This window comes from Zymomonas mobilis, from assembly GCF_006715975.1.
Taxonomy (GTDB): Bacteria; Pseudomonadota; Alphaproteobacteria; order Sphingomonadales; family Sphingomonadaceae; genus Zymomonas; species Zymomonas mobilis_B.
Genome location: NZ_VFOF01000001.1, coordinates 288545 through 306768 on the forward strand (window position 1 = coordinate 288545; position 18224 = coordinate 306768).

The following is an 18224-nucleotide window of genomic DNA, read 5'->3' on the forward strand; positions in this document are numbered from 1 at the left end:
TTCGTTCCCCGAATTTTTGAGGGTGATCTTTTTTTTCGTATTTTTAACGCCTGAAAAACAACTTCTTTTCAAAAAAAATATTTAGTTTCAATCTATTGCATAGAATCGCATTATTTTTTGTTGTTTTGTGTTTTTTGATTATGGTTGTTTAGAACCCTCTTTAAAATTGATATTGATTTTCAATATCAATTGATAAATAATAAATTATTCTCATTACCTAATGTTATTTGTCCGTGTTACAAATTGTTGTTGTTGGGTGGGATTGTGTATTTCTATTTCAATGTAATACATTTTTTAGGGGGAAAGTTATGTACACCAAAAATGCTCTGCTGCCGTTTCAAAATTCCATAAACCTTTAATCACGAAGGTTTTGTCTATGAGTTTTTCGGAGCCATATCGTAGCAGTCCTTATTCCTTTTTACGGCGTAATATACATTGGTTACTTCCCAGTTTTTGTTTGGGAATGATACCGACGGCTGTTTTCGCTGAAGATGCATCATATCTTCAGAGAACGGCAGAACATGAAGATGCCAATTCTGCGGCATCTGACCATTCCATGGAAGCAAGACGTCATCGCCATCATCATGATGGTCAAGGCCGATTTGACCATGGAGACAAGCATCGTCAAGATCATCCGCATGACCATCACGGGCATAATAACATGTCCGATGATGATAACCTGTCTATTCGTGATTTAATTGTTGAAGCCGATCGCCCAAAAGCGACGACTGATGGTAGCAACAGCTATGCTGTTAGGGGGGTTACCATTGGTAAACGGGTTCAGCGATTGGAAGATATTCCGCAGTCTGTTTCTGTGATGACGAAGCAGCAGATGCTGGATCAGAATTTGAATACGGTTAATGAGGCGTTGAATCAGGTTCCTGGTGTGACCGTGAATAATTACGGTGACGGCACCTCGGGATTTATGTCTCGTGGTTATTCTATGAATACCCAATTTGACAGTATTCCGTCTTTTGGGGGTACTTCGTTTGCGCAGCAATTCGATCTTAATATTTATGATCGAATGGAAATTTTGCGTGGACCTGACGGTATTTTCCAAGGGGGTGGATCACCCGGTGGTGTGATCAACATGGTGCACAAACGGCCTTTGAATAAATTCCATGTCGAAACCGGAGGATCGGTGGGTTCATGGAATAACCTGCATGGGTATTTCGATGTTACGGGTCCGCTGAATAAATCAGGCACCATCAATGGCCGTATTGTTATGGCTGGCTCCAGTCAGGATTATTTCTATAAACCCGGTCATGATCAGCGTTGGACCGGATATGGCGCCATTGACTTCCATTTCGATGAAAAAACGACCTTAACGCTTACTGCAACTGGTCAAAAAAATAGAACGACCCGTTTCATGGGCTTGCCGCGTGCCAGCGATGGTTCCGATCTTAATCTGCCGGTTTCAAGCTATGTTGGTGCCAGCTGGAATCAGAGCCGGTCACCTATGTATGAATTGTCTGCTGATTTTGAGCGTCATCTTGGAAAAGGTTGGCAGGTTCGTTTGGCTGGACGTCATCGTTATACCAACAGTTCGCAAGAATATAGCTTGCTGAGCAAGCTGAATACGCAAACGATGAAGAGTAATTTTTCTTTATACAACGCCGTTGATAAGGAAAGATATGATGATGCTGATCTGTATATAACTGGCCCTGTCCATTTATTTAACCGTAAGCATATTTTCTTGGTGGGCGCTAACTACAGCTACAATCTTGAAAGAGATGGCAGTAGTTCCGCGAGTTACAGCAAATATCCTCAGCTGACCAATCAGGATATCTTTAATCCTGTTTTGCCGCAGAATTTGCTGCCGACGGGATTAACCTCTTATTATAGAGAGCCTTTTGTCCAAAAAGGTTTATATGCATCTGCCCAGATTGAAGTCATCAAACCTGTGCAAATTCTGTTGGGCGGCAGAATGAGCAGTTATACCTATAAGCTGAAAAATTTGGTGGCGGGAACGCCAACGAAAACCCAGCAGCATGTCGGCAACCAGTTGACGCCTTATGCGGGTATCGTTTGGCATATGACGTCAGATCTGACGTCTTATTTCAGCTATACCGATATTTTCTCGCCTCAGGGTGGCTATACGGAATCCGGTGATCGGGTTAAGCCATTGCAAGGTCAGCAAATGGAAGCTGGTATCAAGGGCTCATGGTTCCGTGGAAAGCTGCATGCTAGTTTTGCCGCTTATCGCATCATGCAGCATAACTTGACCCAAGCTTCTCCTGATGGTCGGATGGATTGTGGTCCATCGCAAACTTCTACCTGCTGGATTGCGGCTGGCTTGGTGCGTAGTCAGGGATTTGATACCGAAATTATCGGGCAGCCTATGAAAGGCCTCGATATCAATTTTGGTTACACCTATAACGATAACCGCGTCATGAAAGGCGGCGATGATCTGGTCGTTGGCTCACGCTATACTGCCAATACGCCCGCCCATTTGTTCAAATTATGGACGCATTATCGCTTTGCTTTAGGCAAATCTACCGACAAGAATATTTTAAGCTTTGGTGGTGGTCTTAATGCCCAAAGTTCTACTTTCGGCACGACGCGCACTGTCACTCAACCGGGTTACATTATTGGTTCCGCGCAAATCGGATACCAGCTTAGCCCGAAATTTGAGATTTCAGTGACCGTCAACAACCTGAGCGATACCCGCTATTATAGCCGTTTGGGTAACGTCAATTATTATAACTATTATGGCACCCCGAGAAGCTTCATGTTCTCGGTTCATAACTCGTTCTAATAAAATATGGGGAGGGTGGCTCTTTAACATTCAACGATGTTAAGAGCTAATCCTCCCTGTGAAGTTTCTTTGTAATTGGCATTCATATCGAGACCCGTCCGGCGCATTGTTTCGATAACCTGATCTAAACTGACACGATGGTTGCCATCCCCGATCATAGCCAGCCGCGCGGCCTCGATAGCTTTAATAGCACCGACCGCATTACGTTCGATGCAAGGCACCTGCACCAATCCGCCAATCGGATCGCAGGTTAAACCCAAATTATGTTCCATGCCGATTTCAGCGGCGTTTTCGATCTGGCGTGGAGAGGCATCAAGGGCGGCTGCAAAACCGGCAGCAGCCATTGAGCAGGCAACCCCGACTTCCCCCTGACATCCTACTTCAGCCCCAGATATTGAGGCATTTTCTTTGAAAAGAGCGCCAATTGCGGTCGCAGTGAGCAAGAATTTTTCAATGCCTCTTTCAGTGTCGCCTTGAATAAAACGGCGATAATAGCGCAATACGGCCGGAATGATTCCAGCCGCGCCATTTGTCGGTGCCGTCACAATTCGACCACCGGAAGCGTTTTCTTCATTAACCGCCAAAGCCCAAAGATTGATCCAGTCGAGTGCGGCCAAAGGATCAATGGCTCGATCGCTATGAATGGCTTTTAATCGCGCATAAAGGGCCGGGGCACGCCGTCTAACTCGTAAACCACCAGGAAGCACACCGGTTTCACACATACCCCGTTCAATGCAGCCTTCCATGGTTTCGGCAATATGAGCGATACCTTGTGACAGTTCTTCTTCTGTGAGGGTGGCTAATTCATTTTGGCGTTGGATATCGGCAATCGATAGACCGGTTTCGATGGCGATTTCCAGCAGATCCCGTGCTGAATGATAGGGGTATGGTAGATCCAGTTCTGGAAGTTTTGCCTCTTCCCCTGTTTCGGGAGGGCGTTCGATAATGGTACCGCCGCCTATAGAATAGGCTGTGTTTTCAAGGAGAATATGGCCGCTATGGTTATAGGCCACAAAATGCATTGCATTAGAGTGGAAAGATAACCGTTTTTTCTTTCCCAGAGAATGTCTTTTTCTGGATCGAACGGAATAGAAAGGCCGTCAGCAAATTGCAGCGTTTTTTCTTGTTGGATGCGGTCAATGATAGGTTCGATGTCATCGACATTGACCTGATCAGGTCTTTCACCCGAAAGCCCCAACAAAATTGCCCGATCGGTAGCATGGCCGCGTCCGGTTAACGCCAAGGAGCCGAAAAGCGTGACGACAATTCGGCTGACCTGTTTTTTATCCAATGCTGCGATGAAATCAGCCGCTGCTGTCATAGGCCCCATTGTATGGGATGAAGAAGGGCCGATACCGATTTTGAATAATTCGAAAACGCTGCTAACCATATTATCTCCTATTTGAATAGGTAGTAGATAAATGGGTTCAAAAAAAGCAGCTTTTTTAAAACTTTATCAAAAAGAAAAGATATTTTCTTAGCCTTGTAGTGGGCGAGGAAAAAGATGCTTTTCTTTTAAATCCTGTTCTGATTTTTCTATATTCTGTTGTCTGATAACGGCATCCGCCCCCAGCTTTTTTTCAAGCGATGCCGCCAGCAATTCAACCATGACCAAGCAAGGCACCAGAGATTCATGTGACGTGAAAAGTGTAAAGTCACAGGTCAACACATGATGCGCCAAACGCGAAACGGGCGATAATTTCGGATCCGTGATCAGAATAATCGAAGTCCGTTTTTGATGCGCCTGATCAGCCAATAGGGCGATCTCTTCTTGATAATGACAGATATCAAACAGCAGCAGAATATCCCGTCTTCCGCTGTCTATGAGCTGCTCATAGGGTGTGAAGGCGTTATTTTGCACCAGATGGGTGCGTGGGCGCAATTTATGCAGTTGATACCAAAATAATTCGGCGATCGGATGCGTTAAATGATTGCCGACGATATAGACATTGCGCGAGCAGTCAGCCAGAAGTTCGGTGACATCTTCTAATTCGCAGGCGTTAATCCGCTGTAGGGTTCTGTGCATGCAGTTTTCAAAGAAAGTGTCAGCTTCCTGAAGAACTGAAGAAACGGCGGGATTATCGCTAACGTGATTATGGGCGTCGTCTTGAGCCTGTGGCGTATTGTAAATGAGTTTCTGATATAACTCGGTACGCAGACAGGCTTGGAATTCTGGAAAGCTACCAAAACCCAGTTTTGAAACAAAACGTAACACGGTCGGTCCGCTGACTTTAGCCTTTGCCCCCAGCTTTGCCACGGTTTCCAAACCAGCCATCATGTCACTGGCAAATAATATCTGAGCAATTCGCCTTTCAGCCTGCGTGAAATTTTCTGACGCCTGATGAATTAGAATAGCGAGATTTGATGTATCTTTTTTTACTTTATGCGCTTTCATGCGATGCTTGCAATATTTGTTAACATAAAATTCTTTGCAAATATAAAAAAGGTTTTTCTTAAGAAATTCCCCCTATTTCGAAATATTGGTATCATTTTATTATTTAGATGGGAAGGCTTTAAAAAAGATATTTTGTCAGACTATTATTCTGATCAATTTTTTTCTAAAAAAAATAATTTTATTTTTTTAAAGAAATGAAATTGATATGGATATGTTATATATGGGGTATTTTTAAAATATATATATCACTCCTTTTTGCGGAGTGATATCTCCATATTAGCTATCCAGCGTCAGAATAGAATAATAACAAATATTTATTCTGTCTGAAAAATATTATTTTTGCGCTTTTTTGCGTGCCTTAGTAACGGCATCTTTTAACGCAGCATAGTCAGCGACGCCAGAAAAGACCTTGTCACCGATAATAAAAGCAGGGGTGCCAGTGAGTCCTAATTCCCTTGCCAGCAGAATATTTCTGGTAATTTCTTGCGTGATGGCGGGGCTGCTGCTTTCTTTTGCGATCTCTTGAGGATTAAGTCCCAGTGATTTGACGATATCGACAATCACCTCGGCAGAAAGATGCTTGCTGTTATAAATCTGATGATGAAATTCACTGAATTTATTGCTGGTTTTTGCAATGGCTAATCCTGTTCTGGCAGCAATCTCGCTGTCGGGCCCTAAAATAGGCAATTGCCGTATAACCAGACGAACATCTTTATCTTCTGCCAAAAGGCGGTTCAGATCGCCATTGGCTTTGCGGCAGAAACCACAAGCATAATCTGAAAATTCGACAACCGTCACATGGCCTTTTTCTGCGCCATCCCATGCACCTGCAAAAGGCGTTTCCAAGGCAGTTCTGTTTTGGGAAACCAGCTTGTCAGTTTCACGCTGTTGTAAGGCTTCCATGGCCTGTGGAATAATTTCAGGGTGTTCTAAAAGATAAAGCCGCACGCTTTCGCCGGATTTTTCTACCGAATTTCCCGTGATCATGCCGCTGCATAACATATAGCCCAGCATAATGATTCCGCCACCGACGGCACCCGCCAGAACCGAGCAGAGATGGTTTTTCTTACAGCCACTTTTATTTTCCACTCTTACTTCCTCTTCTTGGTTCGGGGTATCAGGCATATTGGGGCTTTCCTGTGCAGAGACCGATATCGGATCGGTCATTTCTTTTTCTTTTTTTCTAACGCCTGACGAGCGGTTACGGCGATATCATTGGCACGACGCCATTCGGTGCTATTCGGATCGAGGCCTTTTAACGCAACGTCAGCCGCATCCATTGCCAAGGTTGTTTGTCCGCTGAGGCTGTAGCGTTCGGCCGTTGCGAGATTCATACGCGCCACATCACCTTCACGATCGTAAATTATGCCGAGGACAAACCATGCCAAAGGATTATCTTCTTCCCGATCAACGGCAAGCGTCAGGACTTTTTTAGCTTCAGCATAATTGGCAGGATCTTCAGTGGCCATCAATGCATGACCAAAAGAGGCAGCGATAAGAGGCGACTGTGAAATTTCGGTGGCTTCCCTGTAAGGGGCTAATGCCTCATCAGGATGGCCGGATTCAAGTAAAATCTGGCCTTTTAGCTCTAGAAAATAAGGGTCTTTCGGGATGAGGGTGAGCAGTTTTTGCACTTCATCCATTGACTGGGTAAAATAGGATAAGCGATGCCATGCATAAGCACGGGCATAAAGATCAGGGATATTATGGGGATCATCCGGATAGGATTTTAGCACCTCATTCGGGTCAGAAATATAACCGATAAGCTTGGCTCTGACGCGAAGGAAAGCTTGTTGTAGCTGTGGGTCGATGGGGCGGTTCCATGAAGGCAGATTTTCGAGATCGCCCCGCAGCATCATTTCACGATCGGCAGTCATGGGATGGTCGCCTGCAAAACTGCCATCGGAATCCGCCGACATAGAACGATATTCCAGCTTTCTGATCTTGCCGAAAAATTCAAGCAGTCCATGGCCGGAAATATCCGCGCGTTTCAGGAATTTTACCGCTGCTGCATCGGCGCTGGCTTCCTGTGTGCGGGTATAGCTGAGATAATGCTGGACAGCGACCTGACTGCCGATGCCGCCCAGCATGGTACCAATGACACCTGCGGCTGGAACAATGGCCGAGAGAGGTACCAAAACGGCTTGTAGCAGCATGGCAGCCAAGCTTATGCGTCCAGCTTCGTTAATACCGGCAGTGTTGACGACATGGCCAGCCGTGACATGTCCTAATTCATGCGCCACCACGCCTTGAATCTGGTTAATATTATCCGCAGCCATGATTGTGCCGGAATTAATAAAAACCATCTGTCCGCCTGCAACGAAGGCGTTGATTTCGGAATCATTGACGATCAGGATTTTGACATCCCGTAATCCGGTTGCGGCAACAAGGGGAGACAATGCCTTTTTTAAAAGGGCATCGGTTTCAGCATCTTGGAGAATTTCCTGTGCAAAGGCCGCAGATTGAATCAGCGTAAAGCTGACCATGAGACAAGATATGAAGAGCCAGAAGCGGCGTATCATGAAAAAAACGGAACCCTGATAGCTAAAAAAACAGATTCTACACCCAGATATAAGCGCTTATTCATAAGATAACGACCGGAATGGATAAAAGTTTGATAAATATTTTTTATAAATTCCGATAGTGACTTATTACTTTGCTTAATAAATTTCTAATGATGATATCTATAGTAATTTAAAATTAATTTTCAAATTTTTTGCAAATGCTATTCTGTTTTTTGATTAATTAACAATATTTTTAGTTTTTCTTTTTGTTTTTTTATTAGCAAAAAGATGTTTTTATTATGGGTATGAACAAAAAGAGCAGGGTGGTGATGCCCTGCTCTTTATTCAGACCATAAAAATGGTTTTATTCACCGAATGTCCGTTGCCACCAACCACGACGAGGTGCCGGTTTTACAGCATCACCGCTGGTATCGGTTGCGGCTGTATTATCCGGCGCTTTGACCATGGGAGCAGCTGCCGGTTTTTCTTCGACTTTCTCAACCGCTTTGGGTTCAGCCGCTTTTACCTCTGGCTGTGCTTCGCTGCTTGCTTCGGCTTTTTTCGCAGCGGCTGTCTTGGATGATCTTGTCCGTCTTTTGGCCGGACGTTTGACTTCCGTTTCAGCTTCAGGGGTTTCAGAATTTTCGGCCTCTACATCGGCTTTCGGTTCCGGTTTTTTACGACGGGTTGTCGTTGTCCGTTTTCTGACCCGTTTCGGCTTGGTTTCTTCTGCCTTTTCATTTTCAGCAGGAGCGGGTTCAGCGGCCTTAACTGCCATTTCGGTAACCGGTGCTTCGTTTTTCACTTCAGCGACGGTTACTTCGGTCGGAGCAACTTCTTCATGAAGCACGGCTGGAGTCTGATAGCTTTCATTTTCCAGCTTGGGTGATCTTGCACGAGGACGGCGTCTTGTCCGATTTGTGCGGGCGCTTTTGGCTTCGCCATCAGCGGCTTCCTCAACCGAAAAGGCCGTCTCTTCGGTTTCTGGGGCGACCAATGCCTTTGGAGCATCATAGTGGTTACCAGCGATAGCCGTGCTGTCGTTCGCGGGTGCCTTTTCCGAAGATTCAGAACCGAGCATCAACGGCTTTTCAGCGACATTGTCGCTGTTACGACGACGACCACCCCGTCTGCCACGCCGACTGCGGCGGTTCCGGCGGCTATGTTCGCTATCGTCTTCGTGACCAGTGGTTTCTTCTTCGGCTTCAGGGAATGCCTGCAAAGCTTCCTTCGGTTCGATCCGACGGTTATCCTGAATGGCAACCTCGTTATTATAGCTCGAATTGCGTCGAGCCATATTCTGGCGATGATTGCGACGGAAAGGCGCTTCTATGACTTCTTCAGCCTCGATTTCTTCAATCTCTGGCTCTTCTTCATAGTCGTCGATTTCATCCGGTGAAGAGGATGACGTTGGCAAAGGTGGCGGCAGCATCAAGCCGTGGCTGGGTGGAGGTCCAGCAGATTCGACCGATATCTGATTGTTTCCACGGAGCGGATCGCCGTCAATAAGAACGGTGACGCCATAAAGGGTTTCAATGCTACCCAATTCTTTCCGTTTTTTATTGAGAACATAAATAGCAGAATCGAGCGATGTCAGAACGTGAATCTGGCTGCCATTGCCACGGGAGGCTTCGTCTTCGATCATCCGCAAGGCCATCAGTCCAGCAGAAGGCGTCGTCAGCATCAAGCCAGAACCCTGACAATGTGGGCAAGGGACGGTTGAAGCCTCGAGCATACCGGTTCTTAACCGCTGGCGGCTCATTTCCATCAGACCAAAACTTGAAATATGGCCGACCTGAATACGGGCGCGGTCATGTTTCAGGGCGTCTTTCATCGCCTTTTCAACGCGGCGGACATTGGAATTGGATTCCATGTCGATAAAATCGATGACGACCAATCCGGCCATATCACGCAATCTGAGCTGTCTTGCGATTTCCGCCGCTGCTTCCAGATTGGTAGCCGTTGCCGTTTGTTCGATATTATGTTCGCGGGTGGAGCGTCCCGAGTTAATATCAATCGAAACCAAGGCTTCGGTCGGGTTGATAACCAGATAACCGCCCGATTTTAACTGAACGATAGGCTGATACATCGCATTCAGCTGAGCTTCGACGCCAAATCGTTGGAACAACGGTGCCGGATCAGCATAAGGATGCACTTTCCGGACATGGCTTGGCATCAGCAACTTCATGAAATTGCGCGCTGCCCGATAGCCGTCGTCACCTTCGACCAGAATTTCGTCGATTTCACGGCTGTAGATATCGCGGATAGCCCGCTTTACCAGATCGCTGTCACCGTAGATAAGGGCCGGCGCTTGGGAAAGTAGGGTTTTATCGCGGATTTCATCCCATAAGCGGGCAAGGTAATCGAAATCGCGTTTTATTTCGGTTTTTGTCCGCTGCAATCCGGCTGTTCTGACGATGCAGCCCATTGAGCTCGGCAGATTAAGTTCTGCCATGATGGTCTTTAATCTTTTACGATCGGCCAGATTAGAAATTTTGCGGGAAATACCGCCACCATTACTGGTATTGGGCATTAAAACACAATAGCGACCGGCCAAAGACAGATAAGTCGTAAGGGCGGCACCCTTGTTACCGCGTTCTTCTTTTACGACCTGAACCAGCAATACCTGCCGCCGACGGATGACATCCTGAATCCGATAATGATGCCGCCCGAAGTGACGCCGACGGCTTCTCAGATTTTCGAGGCTATCGTCATTGGCGTCATTACGGATCGTTTCGGAATCCGACAGTTCTTCATTGTCGTCTTCGTCTTCGCTTTCCTGCTGTCTGTTGTGATGCGCGGAATATTCTTCTTCTTCACGAAGAAGGGCTTCGCGGTCTTCCCGAGGAATTTGATAATAGTCGGGGTGAATTTCAGAAAAAGCGAGGAAACCCTGACGATTGCCACCATAATCGACGAAAGCAGCCTGTAGAGAAGGTTCTACACGGGTAACTTTTGCCAGATAGATATTGCCTTTTAATTGGCGACGGTCAGCCGATTCAAAATCAAATTCTTCAATACGGTTTCCTTTGATGACGGCGACCCGGGTTTCTTCCCGGTGACGGGCGTCAATCAACATTTTAGTAAGAGTCATTCAAAAATCTCCGTCGCGCTGCACAATTATTTAGTAATAAAGGGCGCGCGAGTAATAATAATATATCTAAAAACAGTGTCGTAATCTGGGAAACAGGATCTAGCGCTGACCTTGTGGTCAGCCATGAACAACAGCACTGAGAGGCCGCGCGGCTATCATCGGCGCTGTAACAAGCGCGGAGTGTGGTAGCTGCAGCGGGCCCTGCCTTATCGGAATGGGGCAGGCTTAAAACAGCGGCGTGCATCTATGCTTTCAATCCGGAAACACAAATAGATATGGTTAAATAAAATTGTAAACGCGAGAGGCAGAAGCGATTCCGGTTTTTTCGAACCAAATTTTTCCTGTTCTCTTCATTGATTCGCTACCATCGCTTTACGCCAGACGCAATGGTCGCTTTTCAACTTAGGGAAGGAGCTTATCCTTTATGGGGAGAAATATAAATATCAATAGCTTGCGCTATGAAGATGTTTTTTTAAAAATCGTTGTTTTTCTGGCTGGTCACAGTCCTTCTAACAAGGGTAATCGGTTAAAATGGCGCATCCGAAAAGAAAAAAGACCCTTTTTTACAGATGGTGGGCTGTGATTGTTAAATATCTTGAAGATATTGCAAAGGATTTTAAGCTGAAATTTTTTAGGAAAAAACAGTTTAGTCTGATTATCTTTTTTCTGTTTTTTGTATCTGACGGGGCTTTTGCTGCCGTGATGCCTATGGCGAAAGCGGTTCGGATACCGATTGCCCGTGAATCATCCCCTGCTATTTCAAGTCTGCCGCATATATACGGGGCGCGTGTTTCTGGTCGACCTTTGGTTTTGATTGATCCCGGTCATGGAGGACATGATCCCGGCTCGTCTTCTCGCGATGGTCGCCTTCATGAAAAAGATGTGACCTTGGCAATCGGCTTGGCTATTCGTGATGCGCTGATCAAGTCGGGGCGGGTGCGGGTTGCTTTGACCCGTGAAGATGATCATTTTTTGCCTTTGGTTTCCCGTCGAGAAATCGGGCGGCGAATGAATGCTGATTTATTTATTTCTGTTCATGCGGATAGTGCGGCGGCGGGCAATCCGCATGGGGCGACGATTTATACCTTGTCAGAGGTGGCGTCTGATAAAATTGCCGCGCGCCTAGCGGCGAGAGAAAATCAGGTCGATATTTCGGGTTCAAGAGAGCTTAGAAACCAAAATAGCGAAGTAAAATCCATTCTTTACGATCTGACCCGTCGTGAAACGATGAATGCCTCTGTGTCTTTTGCGTCGCTTTTACAAAGAGAATTGCAGGGTCGAATCCCTTTTCGTAGTCATTATCATCGCTTTGCAGGCTTTGTCGTTTTAAAAGCACCGGATGTGCCTTCTGTTCTTATGGAGACCGGTTATATTTCCAATCCGGCCGAGGCCGCGCAGCTTTTTTCCCGTGGATATCGGGAAAATTTGGCTTTGGGGGTTCGTCGGGCGATTGAAATTTATTTTGCCCGCCGCTTGGCACGTCTGGCGGAAAGATCCGATTTAAAATCGGACAGGCAGAAAAAATAACGACAGGAAAAATAAAACGATAATATCAAATATGGTCTAAAAAACAGTTTTTTCTATGTCGTTTTTAAAATAAGGTAAACGGGCGGATATGGCAGATACCAACAGCAACAAAGAAATAGATAGTCGATATTATCTTTTGTTGAAAAAGGTTTTTGCTTCTTTCTGGCTGGGATATTATTTTCATTTTTCTGAAAAGATATATCTGAATATTGTGCCTCATCAGGAATTTAATAATGTCTGAACCCCTGATAACGGGGGGGATAACATTTAATCATAAAGACCAGAAACCACGCATTATGTCTTTGAAACGATTTTGGCATGGGAAAATTCTGCGATCTTTTTTTCTGCTATTTATTGTTGGCTGTTCTTTTTCGGGCTTTTTATTCTGGCGGTATTTTATCAAGGATTTGCCATCGGTCGAAATGCTTGCCGACTATCATTTGCCTTTGCCTGCGGTTGTGCGCGACGGGAACGGGATGCCGTTTGGTCATTTTGTCCGCGAACACCGAGAAAAGCTCAATTACGAAGATTTTCCTCCGGTGGTTATTCAGGCGTTTCTGTCCGCTGAGGATAAATCATTTTTTTCACATCACGGGATTAACGGAACGGCTTTTTTAAAAGCGGTCTACGAATATTTTACCAAAATGGGCAGCGGTGAGCGCGCGCATGGCGGTTCAACTATTACCCAGCAGGTGGCAAAAAATCTTCTTGTGGGGGACGAATATTCGCCTAGTCGAAAGGTTAAGGAAGCTATTCTGGCTTTTCAGATCGAGCATCTTTTGAATAAGCGCCAGATTTTAGAAATTTACCTCAATCAGATTTTTCTGGGACGGAATGCTTATGGCGTCAGTGCGGCGGCCAAAGCCTATTTTGGTAAAAATGTAAAAGAGCTTTCTTTGCCGGAATCCGCATTTTTGGCGATTTTGCCAAAAGCGCCCTCCAATTACACGCCTGAACGTTATATGGAGCGTGCCTTGGGACGGCGCGCCTATGTGTTGCATCAGATGATGTTGAATGGATATATTTCGGCGGCGCAATATACAGCGGCTAGCCACACGCCTTTAGGGGTTATCAAACCGCATCTTGTCGCGAAGCCACCGGTCAAAGGCGGTTATTTTCTGGAAGAAGTGAGACGAGAATTGATTAGCCGTTTTGGTGAAACCACCAAAGATGGCGAAAATAATGTCTATTCCGGCGGATTATGGGTCAGAACCTCTTTTGATCCGGTTATTCAGGATTCCGCAGAAACAGCTTTGCGAGATGGTTTTGTCCGTTTCGAACGAGATCATGGCTGGAATGGTCGTGTCGGAAATATTGATCCAGAAGAAGGTTGGCAGGAGCGATTGATTGCAGCGGATATCGGCACAGGATATGCCGATTGGTATGCCGCCGTTGTTCTTGAAAAAGAAAATACCCGTGCCAAAATTGGCTTTGCTGATGGACAGGAGGATTTTCTTTATCCTTGGGGGGCGGCGATGCCCCGTCATGATACCGAGACTTCGGCATGGCGATTTATTCATGCCGGTGACATTATCATCGTTAAGAAAATCGATAATTTTTGGATATTGCGTAGTTTGCCTTCTGTTTCTGGCGGTATGGTCGTTGAAGATCCGCATACGGGTCGTGTATTGGCGATGCAGGGCGGATTTGATTACCGAAACGGTGATTTTAACCGCGCAACCCAAGCAGAAAGACAGCCCGGTTCAACCTTCAAGCCTTTTGTTTATGCCGCCGCATTAGATCATGGCATGACACCGGCATCTATTATTGTTGATGGCCCTTTTTGCGTTTACCAATCCGCTCGTTTGGGCATGAAATGCTTTCGCAATTTTTCCGGTGGATATTCGGGCCCGCAGACTATGCGTTGGGGTGTTGAGCAATCTCGAAATTTGATGACGGTGAGAGCTGCTGCCCAGACGGGTATGCCGCATATTGTTAAAATGGCTGAAAAAGCCGAGATCAATCCGCCCGGACATCCGTATCCGGCCGTTTTGGGTATTGCTTTGGGTGCCGGTAATACGACGGTTATGCGTTTGACCAATGGCTATTCGATGTTAGCTAATCAGGGACGGCGATTACATCCTTCCTTGATTGACTATGTCCAAGACCGGAATGGTAAGGTCATTTATAAATCGGATGATCGAATATGCACGGGCTGTAACATGCCAGAATGGGATGGACGGCCTATGCCACGGCCTCATCATACCGCCGAGCAGGCGATCAATCCGATGACTTCCTATCAAATGCTCCATATTCTGGAAGGTGTTGTTCAGCGAGGAACGGCGGCAAAATTGCGTGATTTAGGACGTCCAATGTTTGGGAAAACGGGTACTTCGACGGGGCCGACCAATGTCTGGTTTGTTGGGGGGTCTGCCGATTTGGTGGCTGGTTTATATGTTGGTTATGACCGTCCCCGTTCAATGGGGCATAGTGCGCAGGGGGGAACGGTGGCTGCCCCGATTTTTAAACAATTCGCACAGCGAACAATGGTTGATATGCCGGTAAAGCCTTTCCCCGTGGCACCCAATATCCACATGGTGAAGATCGACCGTTATTCCGGCATGCGTATTTATGGGTCCCCCCCCTTTAATCCGGCTGACCCAATGAGTCCGATTATATGGGAAGCATTCAAGCCGGATAACGAGCCGCATCGGAGTTTTTACCGTCCGGCTGTCGCGGCACCAGCTGTCAACAATACGGGTGATAATACGCCGCATCCAGATGCAGCGAAGCCTGCACCATCGGCGGCACCGGCCGATCTTCCGCATTCAAATGATAGCAGTAGCTTGCAGAAGAGAGGCTAAATCTATTAGAAGCCTAGCTAGTCAGGCTTTTTATCTGATCCGACCATTTTATTTTGACCGGCCTTTTTTTGATAGGCTGTTTTTCTCATTCAGAAAGGGATGATTATGCGCGCCGAAGCGCAAGCCCATGTCGACCATATCCAAGAATCTTTGGCGCTTCTCAGGCGCTTTCTCGACTGGGATAGAGCCTTGCGGCGGCTGGATGAACTGAACGCCCGTGTCGAAGATCCTACTTTATGGGATGATGCCCGCGCTGCACAGGAAGTTATGCGCGAGAGGGGGCGGCTGGATGAATCCATTGCAGCCACCCGTGCTATTGCAACAGAGCTTCAGGAAAATATCGAGCTGATCGAAATGGCGGAAGCCGAAGGCGAAGAAGAAATGGTGCAAGATGCCATTTCTGCTTTGAAAACTTTGGCGGAGCGCGCTGATCGCGACAAAGTGAAGGCTTTGCTTTCTGGAGAAGCCGACGGCAACGATACTTATATCGAAGTCAATGCGGGTGCTGGCGGAACGGAAAGTCAGGATTGGGCAGAAATGTTGAGCCGGATGTATCAGCGTTGGGCTGAACGGCAAGGCTTTAAGGTCGAATTGGTTGACTATCATGCCGGAGAGCAGGCCGGTATCAAATCAGCGACGCTGCTGGTAAAAGGCGAAAGCGCCTATGGTTATGCCAAAACCGAAAATGGTGTCCATCGTTTAGTGCGGATTTCACCTTTTGATAGTAATGCGCGCCGTCACACGAGCTTTGCTTCGGTTGCAGTTTATCCAGTGGTCGATGACGATATTGATATCGAGGTTTTAGATAAAGATCTGAAGATTGATACCTATCGTTCATCCGGTGCCGGTGGACAGCATGTGAATACGACGGATTCTGCTGTTCGTATTACGCATATGCCAACCGGTATTGTGGTTGCCTGCCAGAATCAGCGTTCCCAACATAAGAACCGCGCCGAAGCGATGAAGCAATTAAAGGCGCGTCTTTATGAGCGTGAATTGCAAATACGTGAAGCTGAAGCCAGTGCTGGCTATGCGGCCAAGAGTGAAATTGGATGGGGACATCAGATCCGCTCTTATGTCTTGCAGCCGTATCAGCTGGTCAAAGATTTGCGGACAGGTGTTACCTCGACCGCGCCATCCGATGTGCTTGATGGTAATCTGGATGCGTTTATTGCCGCCGCTTTGGCGCAGCGGATTACGGGCGAGACGGTTGAAGTGGAAGATGTAGAATAGAGAACAGAAGTTTTGATAGCGGTTGGCATTAACCGCTATTAAAAAGATTTGCTTAATAACGCCGCAATAATCCGACTAACCGGCCTTGGATACCGATTCTGCTGGCATCATAGCGCATCGGTGCATAGGTGCGGTTGGCAGGATCAAGCCGAACCATCCGACCTTCACGGTGAAAATATTTCAAAGTTGCATCGCTGTTGTCAATCAAAGCGACCACGATTTCGCCTTCATGGGCTTCGTCAGTCTGGCGAACGATGATGTAATCACCGTCAAAGATACCGGCATCGACCATTGAATCTCCGGCCACTTCTAAAGCATAATGCGCGCCACTTCCAAGATAGCTGGGAGGCACGGCCAGATGAGATTGGCCTTCTAAGGCTTCTATCGGCAAACCGGCAGCAATCCGGCCATGAAGCGGGATTTCAATGACATCATTATCCGCTTTCGGAGGCGTATAATCCTGCGAAATTTTTTTTTGAATTTCTGTTTTATTCTCTGGCAAACGGATAACTTCTAAAGCCCGAGCGCGATTAGGTAGCCGCCGAATAAACCCCCGTTCTTCCAAAGCTTTTATCAGGCGATGGATTCCCGATTTCGATTTGAGATCAAGGGCAAGTTTCATTTCTTCAAAAGAAGGTGAAATACCTGATACGCTGAGCCGGTTGTGGATAAAAAGAAGCAAATCATGTTGCTTGCGCGTCAGCATAGCCGCAATCTTCCGTCAAAGGCCCGCTAACGAAGGGGCGTGTTTCCTTGTCTTTTATAAGAAAGGCTTCATTATTCTGTTGGAACAGATACAGAACGTGTAGGAAACATCCATCTAACTGTCAATAGATGAGTAACAGTTTTAAACCATTCGTTAGCGGCTATTTTACCGGAGATTTTGGGAAAAGTTTTTCCATGCTTCGAATACTTGACTGGCACGTCCGCTATCAATGACATTGGATGCGACGTTAACGCCGTCATCCCAATCCCAGCATTTTTCAGCAACAATAAGCGCACCTGCCGCGTTGATTAAAACGGCATCCCGATAAGCAGACGCTTTACCCGCCAAGAGATCCAGCAAGGCTTGTGCATTATATTGGGCATCGCCGCCGCGAATGCTGCTGATCGGGTGGCTATCAAGATTAACGTCTGCTGGTTTAATCCGTATGAGGCCTTCTGGTAGGCCACTATTGGGATTGGCATTTTTCCGGATCATCAAAGCAGAGCTGCTTTTGCTGATGGAAACTTCGTCCAGCGGATCGTCACCGGAAACGAGCAAGACCGTATCAAGACCAAGGAGGTTGATCGCTTCACTATAGGCATCAAAATAGCGGGGCGAGGCCAAACCGATAAGTTGCCTTGAGACCTGTGCCGGATTGGCAAGAGGCCCGATCAAATTAAAAATGGTCGGTTGGCCAATCTTTCGGCGGAGTGGCGCGATGTCGGCTAATTCCGGATGAAAAGTCTGGGCAAAAAGAAAGGTGATACCGGTTTCTTTAAGACAATTTTCAGCCTGTTTCGGCGTAAGGTCTATTTTAATGCCCAGTGCTTCCAAAGTGTCAGCCGCACCGGCTAGGCTGGAAGAGGCGCGATTGCCATGCTTGGCGACTGGAATATGGGTCGCGGCGACCACGAGGGAGACCGCTGTCGAAATATTCAGGCTGTTTTGACCATCGCCACCCGTTCCGCAAACATCAATAGTGTTTTCGGGGGCTTTAACTGTGACCATTCTTTCGATCGCAGCCTTGGCTGCGCCCGCGATTTCTGTCCCGCTTTCTCCCCGTTTGGAAAGACCTATCAAAAAAGGGGTGATAGCGTCTTTATCGTAAAAGCCATCGAGGATGTCTCCGAATATCTTTTCGGATTCTTCGAAGCTGAGTGGACGGGTTGGATCTGGAAGAACGGATGTCATAAAAAAGCCCTA

Annotated in this window: 11 protein-coding genes and 1 pseudogene; 5 read left to right on the top strand and 7 right to left on the bottom strand. The window is 46.8% G+C overall.

Features of this window, described 5'->3' with window-relative positions:
- Window positions 1-376 precede the first annotated feature (376 nt).
- On the top strand, window positions 377-2758 hold the full coding sequence (locus tag FBY58_RS01285) for a TonB-dependent siderophore receptor (RefSeq protein WP_141919132.1): 2382 nt from the start codon (window positions 377-379) through the stop codon (window positions 2756-2758).
- 23 nt (window positions 2759-2781) lie between these two features.
- On the opposite strand, the pseudogene FBY58_RS01290 reads toward FBY58_RS01285, so the two are convergent.
- The 5 genes and pseudogenes from FBY58_RS01290 to FBY58_RS01310 all read right to left on the bottom strand — a co-directional run bounded on the left by FBY58_RS01290 (window position 2782) and on the right by FBY58_RS01310 (window position 10751).
- Window positions 2782-4148 (bottom strand): annotated as a pseudogene (locus tag FBY58_RS01290) (L-serine ammonia-lyase).
- A gap of 87 nt (window positions 4149-4235) precedes the next feature.
- Window positions 4236-5153 carry a MurR/RpiR family transcriptional regulator gene (locus FBY58_RS01295; RefSeq protein ID WP_141919133.1) on the bottom strand — a complete coding sequence of 306 codons (918 nt, stop codon included), beginning with the start codon at window positions 5151-5153 and terminating at the stop codon, window positions 4236-4238.
- Between the two features lie 333 nt (window positions 5154-5486).
- Entirely contained in the window at window positions 5487-6320 is an 834-nt protein-coding gene (locus FBY58_RS01300; protein WP_260432007.1) for a DsbA family protein, read from the bottom strand.
- The gene (locus tag FBY58_RS01305) at window positions 6317-7675 is read right to left on the bottom strand and encodes a M48 family metalloprotease (RefSeq protein WP_141919134.1); all 1359 of its coding nucleotides are present in this window, start codon (window positions 7673-7675) and stop codon (window positions 6317-6319) included. Before FBY58_RS01305 ends, FBY58_RS01300 begins: the two co-directional genes overlap by 4 nt.
- 346 nt (window positions 7676-8021) lie before the next feature.
- Entirely contained in the window at window positions 8022-10751 is a 2730-nt protein-coding gene (locus FBY58_RS01310) for a ribonuclease E/G (RefSeq protein WP_141919135.1), read from the bottom strand.
- A 424-nt stretch (window positions 10752-11175) separates the two neighbouring features.
- Between FBY58_RS01310 and FBY58_RS09305 the strand changes: the two genes are divergently transcribed.
- The 4 genes from FBY58_RS09305 to prfB all read left to right on the top strand — a co-directional run bounded on the left by FBY58_RS09305 (window position 11176) and on the right by prfB (window position 16315).
- Complete coding sequence (locus FBY58_RS09305; protein ID WP_185738163.1) at window positions 11176-11334, top strand: hypothetical protein; 159 nt, start codon at window positions 11176-11178, stop codon at window positions 11332-11334.
- A 20-nt stretch (window positions 11335-11354) separates the two neighbouring features.
- Complete coding sequence (locus tag FBY58_RS01320) at window positions 11355-12278, top strand: N-acetylmuramoyl-L-alanine amidase (protein WP_409373542.1); 924 nt, start codon at window positions 11355-11357, stop codon at window positions 12276-12278.
- Window positions 12279-12511: 233 nt separating this feature from the next.
- Complete coding sequence (locus tag FBY58_RS01325; RefSeq protein WP_409373534.1) at window positions 12512-15082, top strand: penicillin-binding protein 1A; 2571 nt, start codon at window positions 12512-12514, stop codon at window positions 15080-15082.
- A gap of 105 nt (window positions 15083-15187) precedes the next feature.
- Window positions 15188-16315, top strand: coding sequence for a peptide chain release factor 2 (gene prfB / locus FBY58_RS01330; RefSeq protein ID WP_141919137.1), 1128 nt, complete (start codon window positions 15188-15190; stop codon window positions 16313-16315).
- A gap of 52 nt (window positions 16316-16367) precedes the next feature.
- Here prfB and lexA read toward each other — a convergent pair whose 3' ends face one another.
- Both lexA and trpD read right to left on the bottom strand, forming a co-directional pair.
- Complete coding sequence (gene lexA, locus FBY58_RS01335) at window positions 16368-17021, bottom strand: transcriptional repressor LexA (protein ID WP_141919138.1); 654 nt, start codon at window positions 17019-17021, stop codon at window positions 16368-16370.
- A 165-nt stretch (window positions 17022-17186) separates the two neighbouring features.
- Window positions 17187-18212 (bottom strand): anthranilate phosphoribosyltransferase, encoded by a 1026-nt coding sequence (gene trpD, locus FBY58_RS01340; RefSeq protein WP_141919139.1) that lies wholly within the window; start codon window positions 18210-18212, stop codon window positions 17187-17189.
- Window positions 18213-18224: the final 12 nt, after the last annotated feature.